A 10,603-nucleotide genomic window follows, 5' to 3' on the forward strand; every position below is an offset into this window, starting at 1 on the left:
GCAGATTCGCGAATGCTTCCAAAATCACATGAACGTTGTTTTCCGGCTCAATTCTACAAACCGTACAGGCATACGATTCACGGCAGAAAGGATACTTTTCATAAAGAGAATCGTCTTCTACGCGCGAAACCTGATCGCCACCATAGGCAATCAGCTCAATACGTTTTTTTGCAACGATTTTCGCATATTCAGAATGAACGTAATCCGTGATTCCCTTGTTGTCGCCGATTATGACATCAGAATACTTCACGGCCTGCTTTTCGCTATATTTCAAAAGCCATTTTGCATAAGACTTCCATTTATCACGCTTCCATTCCAAGCCGTCGATGTTCGTGATGATTTTGCCCTTGAACTTGCGGCGAATGAGAGGAAGAAACATGCAGCCCGAAACTCCCAGAATCAGCATGACGTCAGCATTCTCCCGCACGGCAATTTTCATCGACTCGTAATCATAGAGAATACTGTCCTTGCCGTTCGCATCGCGGTCAAGATAGATTAATCGAGCACCTTTATAGGATTCAAGTTTTTTCTCGTATTTCTTTGCAGTGCAGAACACAGTGTATTCCACATCAGCGGGCGTGTAGTCGAGCAAGTTGTCAACGAGAGACTCAAATCCGCCGTAGCACGCAGGAACGCCCACTGTGCCGATGATGTAGATTTTCTTTTTATTTTCTAGCATAACGCCTCCATTTGCAAAAATTTGAAAAACCGCGTCTCAAATTTTTTTATTGTCAGATAGTTTTCATATTTATTACGTGCATTTTTTCCCATTTCAAAGACTTTTTCTTGATTATCCACAAAAAACCTTAGCGAACTAGCAAAAGCCATAGCATCATTCGGTGCAATAATCTTTGCATAAGTTTCATCAAGAATTTCAACAGCTCCGCCATTGTTTGTTGTAATCACAGGACGCGAAAACATCAGTGACTCCAGTACGGTAGTTGGAAATGGGTCTGCCATAAGACTTGGAACGAGTATTACATTCGCATTTTTATAAATCTGTGAAATATCAGAAGTAAAAGGTTTCAGAGAGACAATACTATCCAAGTCTGCTTTTTTTACAGCATCTTTTAATTCATCCTGATATTCCATGCGATTAGGAGGCGAACTTCCGTATAAAGAAACATGAACTTTTTCCAGATATTCTTTTGGAAGAAGTTTCAATGCTTCTATCAAGAACCACTGCCCCTTTTTGGGCATAAACCGGCCAGGCAAAGCAAATTGAACAACTTCTGAAACTTTGTTCTGAAAGTCAGCTTCTGCGAAGTCTGGGATTCCATTATGAACTACAGAATAATTTTTTGAAAAAAGCAGATTATTTTTTACCCGACGTGAAACACAAATCACATTTTCCGTGCGGAATCTAAGCAAAAATGAGAATGCAAAATTCAGTAATTTGTTTTCAATAATTTCATGCACATGACAAATCCGCTTTTTTGACCAGTTTGTATACAAGAGCAATACCGTAGCAAGCGTATTGCAATACACAATATCAAAAGAGTTTTTGGGAAACACCTTTTCAATCTGCCTGATTTTCTTTGGCAAAGAAATATAATCCTTAAGACCAAGTTTTGAATGGGCTATCGGAAGTCTTTCGTCTGTCACAATTTTTATGTCAGAAGAAACATTCTTAATATAACTGACAAGTATGCCGTCTTTTGGCAGAAGAATCGTAATATCATGCTTTTTAGCAGAAAGGATTCCGAGAATATAAAGTAGTATTTTGTCTGCTCCGTAAAGCTCTACAGACGGATGAACGAAAAGAATTTTCATACACGCTCCTTGATTCTTCGGGCGGGAACTCCTGCATAGATGCCGTTCGGTTCGGTGGATTTTGTGACGACTGCACCCGCAGCAAGAACACAGCCTGTTTCTATCGTAACACCATCAAGAATCGTTACGTTTGCACCAATCCAAACATCATCTTTTATCTTGATTCCTTTATTAACAACACCTTGTTTTTGCATTGGAATATCAGTCTTAGAAAAATTATGGTTTTCAGCAATCATTGTGCAGTGAGGGCCAATCATCACATAATTTCCGATAACAATTTTCCCAGAACAGCCAATGTAAGAATTCGCCCCGATTGAAGAATTATCACCTATTTGTAATCCACAGCCTAAATTTCCACCATAAAATCCAGACGGACGAATTTGTGCACCTTGACAAATTGTTACATTATTTCCTAAATGAATGCCGTTCTGCGAAACAGTTTGCAAAAACACGCCATCTTCAATTTTTACACGAGAGTCAACAATCAAATCTTTCTTTTTACCAAGAATAGTGACATTACGACCAATCGCAATAATTTTACAAAAACCGCGAATTTTAAAAAGAGAAACAAAAAGACCGCGGAGACATTTTTTCAATAATTCACACAGAATGAGAAATCGATATTTTTTAGTGTTTATATACCCTATCATGATTTTACCTCTCGACTCTTTATCACTTTGCAAGGATTCCCTGCCGCAATTACATTGTCTGGAATATCTTTTGTTACAATGCTTCCTGCTCCAACAATGGAATTTTTTCCGATGCATACTGGCTTTGTGATAATTGAATTGACTCCCAAAAAAGCACCTTTCGATAAATGAACATTTCCTAATTCGAAAGAGCCATCATCACTATTCGAGAAATGTGATAAAATGACACATCCTCTTGTTACAAAAGAGTTATCATCTAAATAAATACCTTTTAAATTCAATTCATCGAAATAGCAATTAGTACCAATAAATACATTTTTCCCTATATTTACACCTGCAAGCCGATAAAGGAAACGCCTTACACGATAATTAATCAAATACGAATCAGCGGCTATATGTAAAACAATACGAGTAAAGAATCTTTTTAATCCGTAGTTTAATTTTGCCTGCATATTTTATTACCTCATAAATTGAAAAGTGTACGGTGTAAGAAAATTTCTTGGTCCCCAAAGAAATACTGTAACAAAACTCATCAACAGACTTCCTGCCAAGCAAATCTTTTTGTATATGGTCTTTTCCTTAAATAAGACACGAAACTCATATAACAGACATGGCTCAAATATCTGAAGATAAAAATAAAACCTGTCATAAACCAAGAGACATTAATGGAATATTCCCAAAAAAGCAAAAAACACAGTATGAAATGTATACAAAAAGAAATATGGAGATTTTTTCATTTTCTCAAACTTCAATGTAAACAGTAGAATTATAAACAGCGAAACAGCATGAGATTGTTTTATACGTACTGGCTCGGCTATGACAAAATACCATTTTATTTTTTCGATTGACCAATGAAATGCAGGGATAGAATTAATAATAGAGGACGCAAAATTTGTAAAGAACATCAGTAATATACAAAATACAAAAAATAGCTGTGTTTTTCGATTTTCGATTTTTTTCAAAAAAACTGGATAAATAAGAAAAATTAATGCTGTTGCATGAAAAAGGCAACCAATAACTCCCCATATAAAATAAACTACCGAATTTTTTCTCTTGTAAGCAAAAAAAGACATTGCAACCATAAGAATTGCCAGACCTTGTCTCATAATATTTATGTGAAACTGATAATAATAGTAAAATGAGGAATAAATTATAAAATATACGAAGAAATCTCTTTGATTGAATTTATAGTAAACTAGTAATTGTAAAAATAAGAGTATGAAGGAAAGTGAAAAAAGCAGGAAATTTCCACTTAGAGAAAAAAATTTTAATATTTCCAAAAGGAAAAGAAATCCTGGTTCAAGTTTTGATGGATAAGATTCAGGATTTTGAAATATTTTTATATAGGTAACAGAATCATTTCCGATACTTTGATCACGCAGGCCCCAAAAAAGTGCAAGCGTAATAACGAGTAATATAAATCGAAATATTTCTAATGATTTCTCTTTAATTAGAGAAAGTCTAGTTGAGTAAATAAAAATTAAATAAATGCTAACAAACAAATATGCAACTTGCATAACTATCTAACAAAGCAATCCTTTATAATTTTTTTTAGAACCATAAATCGTTGAAGTATATATACAAGGAAAGGAATTTTTACATGTTCAACAATCCATTTTTTTTCATCATTAAGCTGTTTTGTTGTTCCAGTTACCCAGCTTCCATCATAATGATGAATCGTATACGAATTATCCGTTAATTTTATAAGCCCTGTTTTTATTGATTTCGGACAAAAAAAATCACTCGGATAAATTGTTGTTTCCGCAACATTTTGCAAACAGTCTTTTTCTACAAAACCATGCTTTGCAAAAATAAAAGAAACTCGTTCACAAACAGTTTTCAGATTTAAAGAACCATCTTGCTTTACAAATTGTTCAGTCTTGTAAGAGTCCAAGATTTCGCGATAAATTTCACTCGCCGCTGGGCTTGCTATACCGAGCCCAGCGTTGAGAAGCGGACGAGTCCCCTTCTCAACGCCGATGAATGCTCCTTTTTCAATAATTGGACGCAAATCTTTTATAACTTCAACATCAGTGTCAAAATAAACTCCACCGTACTGATACAAAATATCAAATCTTGCATAATCACTTACAAATGCATATTTTTTTGCGTCATAAGCCTGTGCTGTGTATGGGATTTTCCGCACATCATAATTGCTTTCGTTCCATTCCTTGATTTCATAATCAGGCAGGAACTTTTTCCATGAGGCAATACATTTTTGTGCAAGCTCAGGCAGCGGATTTCCACCGAACCAGCAATAGTGAATAATCTTTGGTATCATATAAAAATATTCCATTCAGTTTGTTAACATTCGTTTAACATTTTTCAATTCCTAGTTTTTCCAGCAATCGCTCACAGTTTCCATCTTTCTGGTATATAAAGAACTTATCTACAAGAGATTTTCTCGCGGCCCTAAATTCGTCTTTTCCATTTTTAACATCAAGAATAAACTGCTCCAAATCTTCAAGAGATGTAAGTTTCTCGCCTGCCATCTCATCTTCAATATTTGGAATAATAAAACCTCGTGTATAGTTCTGCATTTCAGAAACCATGTAGCCAATCGGACGGTCAAGAAGCATATAATCGTATGCCACACTTGAGAAATCAGTTAACAAAGCATCAGTTTTTCCAATCAGTTCATAAACCTGAATTCGAGCTTTCTGCAAGTCCTCATCTTTCAAAACTCGGATATTTGTTAAACTACCAGCATTGATAAAACTTGTATCTTCAAGATGATGAACTTTTAAAACAAGCAATACATTTTCATTCTTGCAAAAATTATTCAAAATCTCGAATTGCTCTTTATTCTTTACAATTGGCAGAATCCAGGACTCCGTTTGTGCATCAGTCCAATTTTTTGCTTTTTTGAACGTAGGCATTCCAAGAATGTATTTGTCATAGCCCTTACCTAAAAATGATTTCACTTTCTCTTCACAATCAGAGAAAAGATAATCCTGTCGGCAATCTCCGTTTATCAGTGTCTGTTCTTTTCTCATGCCCGTGAACAGTGACATTCTTTCAGCAGCTGCCATTGATGGCGAGCATTGAAAATCAAATGATTTATATAATGTCGGAGAAACTATAGAAGATGCTTTCATTACAATGCTTCCATGCCAGAGATTTATAACGAACTGTCCCTTTTTACGATATTTATATCCCCAATGTGTAAAGAAAAAGTACTTTGCGGTAGATTTTATCTTTTGTAAACGTAAATTACTTTTAATAGAAAAAGAATTCACGTCAACAAATTCTATATTTTCATAAGCAAAGTCTTTATATAAACAAGCATCATTTACAAGCCAAACTAGCCGATATTTTTTGTTATATCCATTAGAGACCATATAATCAAAAAGAGCATAGGCATTATCCCAAAAATCCCCCTCGCTTTGAAAAACAATTAATCGTTCATTTACCGGAGAAAACTTATAAATAACATATCCTGTCAATCGAATAATTTTTCTAGCAGCCTTTCTGAAAAAAATATCTGTCGTCACTTTCATATCTTCCTTAAAATATTTTTTATTATTGTCTTACAACGAATTGAGAACACAATAATTTCTGTTGCAAAAGTTAAAAGAGAAACAGAAATAAAGCTCATATACCCAACGAAATATAGCACAAACAATCCGATAATATGGAAAATCGAACCAAAAATAACACTAATATTAGCAATTTTTATTTTTCCCAAGGCACCAAGAACAGGATAACCGCATAAATATGTCGGAAGTGAGATTACGATAAGAGGAAGCATGCTCCGAAGTACCGGTACTGCACCATCATAACCTTCTCCACATACAATTCGGATTACAAACGGAGCTATAAAATACAATAAAATGCACCCGGCGATAATTACAGGTTCAAAAATGAATATCAATTTTTTTACAAGTTTAAAATTTTTGTTTTTCACCATGTATGGATAAATACTATCCGAAATCGGGGAAATCATAGTCCGGCACATATTTGTCAAATTATTTGCAGTTCCATACAATGCAAGCTCTGCGTTAGGAAATTTCAAGCCTAACAAAACCGTATTCAAAGTCGTGTACATTGAAACAGCAATCCGAGAAATAAAAAATGCAGATGCATCTTTCATATAAGAAAGAGAATCATTAATTGAAATACGGGTAAGAGATATATATTTTTTTCGTAAAATATCGAGCCATGTTAATAGTACGGAAATAACAGCACCACCAATAGTCGCCACAGGGACAAAACAATAATCTTCAGAATTATGTATCAACCCAAAAACAAGAGCTGTATATACAAACTTGGAAAAAAGCACACGATAAGTAAGTATGCTCATTTTCTCAATGCCACGAAACAGATAATCTGGTAAGAAAATATTCAGTGCAGTTCCTATGTAATATAAATAAAAAAACTGTTTCTGAACCTTAAAAACAGCACTATAATTACAGCAAAGAATCAGGACGATTGCGCCCAAAACTGCAAGGATAACTTTTGCATAGATTACACCAAATGTTATATTTCCCAATTTTTCTTTGTCCTCACGGTATTGAGAACAAAGATTTGTTGCTGAAAGGATGAAACCAAATTCCAAAAAAAGCCCGAAATATGACATTACAGCATTTCCAAACACCACAACACCATATTTTTCCGCACCAAGAACACGAGTAAGATAAGGAAAAGTTAATAACGGAAAAACATAATTCGCAATCTGCATGAGATAGAGAAAGAATGTATTTTTAGCAAGATTCTTTTCAGGGCTGTTCAATTTATGGATTATCTCTTATTCAAATCAGCTTTTATTTGTGTAGTACTTATCTCAGGGGTTCTCTCCAGATACACAACCTCGCACAGTTCCTTGAGAAAATCAAATTTACCTTTCCAATCATCTCCGATCACAAATGTATCAACATGATATTCCTTTACATCACTCTTTTTCTGTTCCCAATTCTCTTCTGGAATTACAAGATCTACATAACGGATTGCCTCAAGCAACTGCTTTCTTTTTTCATAGCTGAAATAACACTTTTTCTGTTTCTCATTCCAGTTAAACTCATCTGTACTTAAGGCAACAATCAAGTAATCCCCAAGAGCCCTTGCCCGCTTTAAAAGATTTATATGTCCATAATGTAAAAGATCAAATGTTCCGTATGTAATAATTCTTTTCATCATCCAATCCTTATATATCCAGCTTTTACTTTGGCTATAAACTCCCTACACTCTTCATCCGAAAGTTTCTCATATCCGAGATCTTTCTCACTCACAAAGTCCCCGTCCCAGTCATACACAACTTGCATATCTATGTCGCACCTCTTGCAAAGCCCCTGATAGTACTCAATCACGTCTTTTCGCACCTCATCATTTCCGAGACGCACTACTTGCACACCTGGCGTATATGAATCCGCCAATTCTGAATCTAAATCAGCTTCAGTGCGTGCACAAAAATACAAGAGGATTTTTCCGATTACATCCGATTCTTCATCAGCCTCTGCACAAAGCTTATCAACAGCCTCATTCAAAGCAAGCTCCAAAAACAGTTCTTGCACTCCGTTTGGAAACGCAACTATATTACCCGGCTGATATTCTCCGGTCTGTTCAAGAGAATCATGAAAATCTTCAAGTTTTTTCTGACCAAAATTCTCTGGGGCAGAGCCGCAGAGAAGGGCGTAACGAACCAACGCTATCTCCATGAATAAAAGCAACTGTATTACAGTTAAGATAACTGAATTTTAGTTTTAAATCAACTGTATTAAAGTTATATAACTGAGATAGATTAAATCATAAACAAGGAGACTTCGGCATAATGAGAATATGACTCACGTTCAGGAAATTTTTATAAAGAATTTAAGGTATTACCGAAACACAGCTGGATTTTCACAGCTTGCTTTTTCAGAGAAGATAGGACTAAGCCCGAATTATTTAAATGCTGTAGAAAACGGAAAGAATTTTCCTTCAACGGAAGTTATTCAAAAAATGATTGATGCGCTGAACATCATGCCTTACCAGCTTTTTCTTGAAGAACCGAAATCTGCAAATCAGGCAGATTCAAGAGAAATGCTACAACTCGCAAACAACTTAAAAAAGAATTTAACAACGCAAATTGACAACTTTATAGAAAAACACCTATAACCACGATTTACTCAAAAACAAACAGGTTTTGCTTGTACCCTATGATTATAATAACTGTCATCTTAATTGGCATTTATCATGATAAACGCCAACTCTATTAGCAATTATAAGAAATATAGTGTGATTCAAAATTACTGTTCCTTTGCACACCAACAAAAAAGCTCAGTCAGAAAATATTTATCACCCTATTTTATCACCCTGCTTATCGTACCATAATTTAAAGAGTATTTTGTCAAAGTTATACAAACTTGACGGCTATTCGTAACTGTAATATACTTTTAGTCGAAATGAATCGAGTCGGTTTGTTCCGAGTAAAAGTGAGGCGTCATGGAATCAAATACCGTTTTTTGGGGCCGTAAGGAGTATAAAAAGCAGCTGGATGATTTTTTCTCATATGAAGGTCAGAATGTGGCTTTGGTTTACGGGCGCAGGCGTGTTGGAAAAACTCAGCTCATAAAGCATTGTGTTTCTTCTCTCAAAATTCCTTCACTTTATTATGAATGTAAGGAAACTTCGGAAGATAACAATGTAAAAAGTCTTGCAGAAATTGTAAGCGATTCGTTAGGTTTTCCTTTGCTTTCCTTTTCTTCAATAGAACAGATTCTGGATTTTGTTTTCAAGCAGGCTCTCGGAAAGGATGTGGTTCTGATTCTTGATGAATATCCATATTTGAGTAAAGTCGTAAAAGGTTTGGACAGCATTGTTCAGTCGCTTGTTGATAAGTATCGTGATGATTCGCATTTACATTTAATTTTATGTGGTTCTTATGTTGACACAATGAAATCGCTCGTTGAAAAGCAAAATCCGCTTTATGGACGCTTTGACCTTGTGATTGATTTGAAACCTATGAATTATTATGAATCATCGCTTTTTTATAAAGGTTTTTCTGATGAAGATAAAGTAAGACTTTACTCTGTCTTTGGCGGCATACCTCATTATAATCGCCTTGTTGATGCAAAAAAAAGTGTAAAAGATAATATCATATCTCTAATAGCAAGTCCGTCCAGTCGTCTTGAAACCGAAGTTACAATGTATTTGAAGTCAGAAATTCAGAAAATGAATAATGCTTATGAGGTTTTTGAAACACTTGCAAGGGGCTATGTGCGATTTGCAGATATTCTTTCGCAGTCAAAAGTTTCCAGCTCGCCAACTCTTGCAGATGTTCTTGAAAAACTCATAAAGATGAATGTTGTGAAAAAAGTAAATCCCATCAATGATGAGAACAACAAGAAAAAAGCTGGATACTATGTGTGCGACCAGTTGACATTGTTCTATTTCAAGTACATTTACCGTAATCTTTCAAGGCTAACTGTTATGGATAGCGACGTTTTTTATAATAGGTTTATAGCAGAGGATTTTGAAAAGAATTATGTTCCGCGCGCATTTGAAGAAGTGTGCCGCCAATTTTTGATAATGAAAAATCGTCGTGCTGAACTTTCTGATGATTTTGAGAAAATCGGAAAGTATTATTATGACGATGTAAAAAATCATACAAACGGCGAGTTTGATATTGTTACAGAAAACAATGGCGAATACATTTTTTATGAGGCAAAATTCCGTTCTGAGCCAATTTCTCAGAGTATGATTTACAAAGAAATTGCACAGGTAATTGAGACAGGTTTGTCCTGTAAAAAATATGGCTTTTTTTCACGCTCTGGTTTTGAAAAAATCGATGAAGAGTATAAGAAAAATCTGATTTTATACGATTTGAAAGACTTGTTTCCTCAAAAATAGAAATCTCAAAGAACGCCTTATAAAGTAATTAGGAGGCGTTATGCTAGAAAATAAAAAGAAAATCTACATCATCGGCACAGTGGGCGTTCCTGCGTGCTACGGCGGATTTGAGTCGCTTGTTGACAACTTGCTTGACTACACACCTGACGATGTCGAATACACAGTGTTCTGCACTGCAAAGAAATACGAAAAGAGACTTGAATCCTACAAAGGCGCGCATCTTATTTACCTTGACCGGGATGCGAACGGCAAGGACAGCATTCTCTTCTGCCGTGAATCGTATGCCTGTACGGTTTGCAGAATTGAGCCGGAAAACAACGTTCATGTGATTTTGGAAGCATTCGCGAATCTGC

Annotated in this window: 13 protein-coding genes; 3 read left to right on the top strand and 10 right to left on the bottom strand. The window is 35.3% G+C overall.

Annotation, left to right across the window (positions count from 1 at the left end):
* The 10 genes from Q0Q74_RS13520 to Q0Q74_RS13560 form a co-directional block, all read right to left on the bottom strand.
* On the bottom strand, window positions 1-679 hold a 679-nt coding region (locus tag Q0Q74_RS13520; RefSeq protein WP_294431680.1), incomplete at its 3' end, for a DUF1972 domain-containing protein.
* The gene (locus Q0Q74_RS13525) at window positions 673-1,773 is read right to left on the bottom strand and encodes a glycosyltransferase family 4 protein (RefSeq protein WP_294431683.1); all 1,101 of its coding nucleotides are present in this window, start codon (window positions 1,771-1,773) and stop codon (window positions 673-675) included. The genes Q0Q74_RS13520 and Q0Q74_RS13525, both read right to left, overlap by 7 nt.
* Window positions 1,770-2,456 (bottom strand): DapH/DapD/GlmU-related protein, encoded by a 687-nt coding sequence (locus Q0Q74_RS13530; protein ID WP_294431685.1) that lies wholly within the window; start codon window positions 2,454-2,456, stop codon window positions 1,770-1,772. The genes Q0Q74_RS13525 and Q0Q74_RS13530 overlap by 4 nt, the downstream gene beginning before the upstream one ends.
* Window positions 2,420-2,875, bottom strand: coding sequence for a DapH/DapD/GlmU-related protein (locus tag Q0Q74_RS13535; RefSeq protein WP_294431686.1), 456 nt, complete (start codon window positions 2,873-2,875; stop codon window positions 2,420-2,422). The genes Q0Q74_RS13530 and Q0Q74_RS13535 overlap by 37 nt, the downstream gene beginning before the upstream one ends.
* A 210-nt stretch (window positions 2,876-3,085) precedes the next feature.
* Window positions 3,086-3,940 (bottom strand): EpsG family protein, encoded by an 855-nt coding sequence (locus tag Q0Q74_RS14230; protein WP_367268362.1) that lies wholly within the window; start codon window positions 3,938-3,940, stop codon window positions 3,086-3,088.
* A 2-nt stretch (window positions 3,941-3,942) separates the two neighbouring features.
* Window positions 3,943-4,704, bottom strand: coding sequence for a glycosyltransferase family 32 protein (locus Q0Q74_RS13540; protein WP_294431688.1), 762 nt, complete (start codon window positions 4,702-4,704; stop codon window positions 3,943-3,945).
* A gap of 34 nt (window positions 4,705-4,738) precedes the next feature.
* Complete coding sequence (locus Q0Q74_RS13545) at window positions 4,739-5,923, bottom strand: CDP-glycerol glycerophosphotransferase family protein (protein WP_294431690.1); 1,185 nt, start codon at window positions 5,921-5,923, stop codon at window positions 4,739-4,741.
* Window positions 5,920-7,155 carry an oligosaccharide flippase family protein gene (locus Q0Q74_RS13550; RefSeq protein WP_294431691.1) on the bottom strand — a complete coding sequence of 412 codons (1,236 nt, stop codon included), beginning with the start codon at window positions 7,153-7,155 and terminating at the stop codon, window positions 5,920-5,922. Before Q0Q74_RS13550 ends, Q0Q74_RS13545 begins: the two co-directional genes overlap by 4 nt.
* An 8-nt stretch (window positions 7,156-7,163) precedes the next feature.
* A complete protein-coding gene (gene tagD / locus Q0Q74_RS13555; RefSeq protein WP_294431692.1) occupies window positions 7,164-7,556 on the bottom strand; it encodes a glycerol-3-phosphate cytidylyltransferase in 393 nt (130 codons plus the stop codon).
* Window positions 7,556-8,077: a hypothetical protein gene (locus Q0Q74_RS13560; RefSeq protein WP_294431693.1), complete on the bottom strand. Its 522-nt coding sequence runs from the start codon at window positions 8,075-8,077 to the stop codon at window positions 7,556-7,558. The genes tagD and Q0Q74_RS13560 overlap by 1 nt, the downstream gene beginning before the upstream one ends.
* A gap of 121 nt (window positions 8,078-8,198) precedes the next feature.
* Here Q0Q74_RS13560 and Q0Q74_RS13565 point away from each other — a divergent pair, with 121 nt between their 5' ends.
* The 3 genes from Q0Q74_RS13565 to Q0Q74_RS13575 all read left to right on the top strand — a co-directional run.
* Complete coding sequence (locus tag Q0Q74_RS13565) at window positions 8,199-8,516, top strand: helix-turn-helix domain-containing protein (RefSeq protein ID WP_294431695.1); 318 nt, start codon at window positions 8,199-8,201, stop codon at window positions 8,514-8,516.
* A 327-nt stretch (window positions 8,517-8,843) separates the two neighbouring features.
* Entirely contained in the window at window positions 8,844-10,250 is a 1,407-nt protein-coding gene (locus Q0Q74_RS13570) for an ATP-binding protein (RefSeq protein ID WP_294431697.1), read from the top strand.
* 40 nt (window positions 10,251-10,290) lie between these two features.
* Window positions 10,291-10,603, top strand: a 313-nt coding sequence (locus Q0Q74_RS13575) for a DUF1972 domain-containing protein (RefSeq protein WP_294431698.1), incomplete at its 3' end; no start/stop codon positions are given.

Source organism: uncultured Treponema sp. (assembly GCF_946187725.1).
Lineage (GTDB): Bacteria > Spirochaetota > Spirochaetia > Treponematales > Treponemataceae > Treponema_D.

What these genes read in the sequence shown, in the direction of transcription:
- tagD (WP_294431692.1), bottom strand. Translation starts at nt 7,556, where the DNA reads ATGAAAAGAATTATTACATACGGAACATTTGATCTTTTACATTATGGA.
- Q0Q74_RS13565 (WP_294431695.1), top strand. Translation starts at nt 8,199, where the DNA reads ATGACTCACGTTCAGGAAATTTTTATAAAGAATTTAAGGTATTACCGA.
- Q0Q74_RS13540 (WP_294431688.1), bottom strand. Translation starts at nt 4,704, where the DNA reads ATGATACCAAAGATTATTCACTATTGCTGGTTCGGTGGAAATCCGCTG.
- Q0Q74_RS14230 (WP_367268362.1), bottom strand. Translation starts at nt 3,940, where the DNA reads ATGCAAGTTGCATATTTGTTTGTTAGCATTTATTTAATTTTTATTTAC.
- Q0Q74_RS13545 (WP_294431690.1), bottom strand. Translation starts at nt 5,923, where the DNA reads ATGAAAGTGACGACAGATATTTTTTTCAGAAAGGCTGCTAGAAAAATT.
- Q0Q74_RS13570 (WP_294431697.1), top strand. Translation starts at nt 8,844, where the DNA reads ATGGAATCAAATACCGTTTTTTGGGGCCGTAAGGAGTATAAAAAGCAG.
- Q0Q74_RS13560 (WP_294431693.1), bottom strand. Translation starts at nt 8,077, where the DNA reads ATGGAGATAGCGTTGGTTCGTTACGCCCTTCTCTGCGGCTCTGCCCCA.
- Q0Q74_RS13535 (WP_294431686.1), bottom strand. Translation starts at nt 2,875, where the DNA reads ATGCAGGCAAAATTAAACTACGGATTAAAAAGATTCTTTACTCGTATT.
- Q0Q74_RS13525 (WP_294431683.1), bottom strand. Translation starts at nt 1,773, where the DNA reads ATGAAAATTCTTTTCGTTCATCCGTCTGTAGAGCTTTACGGAGCAGAC.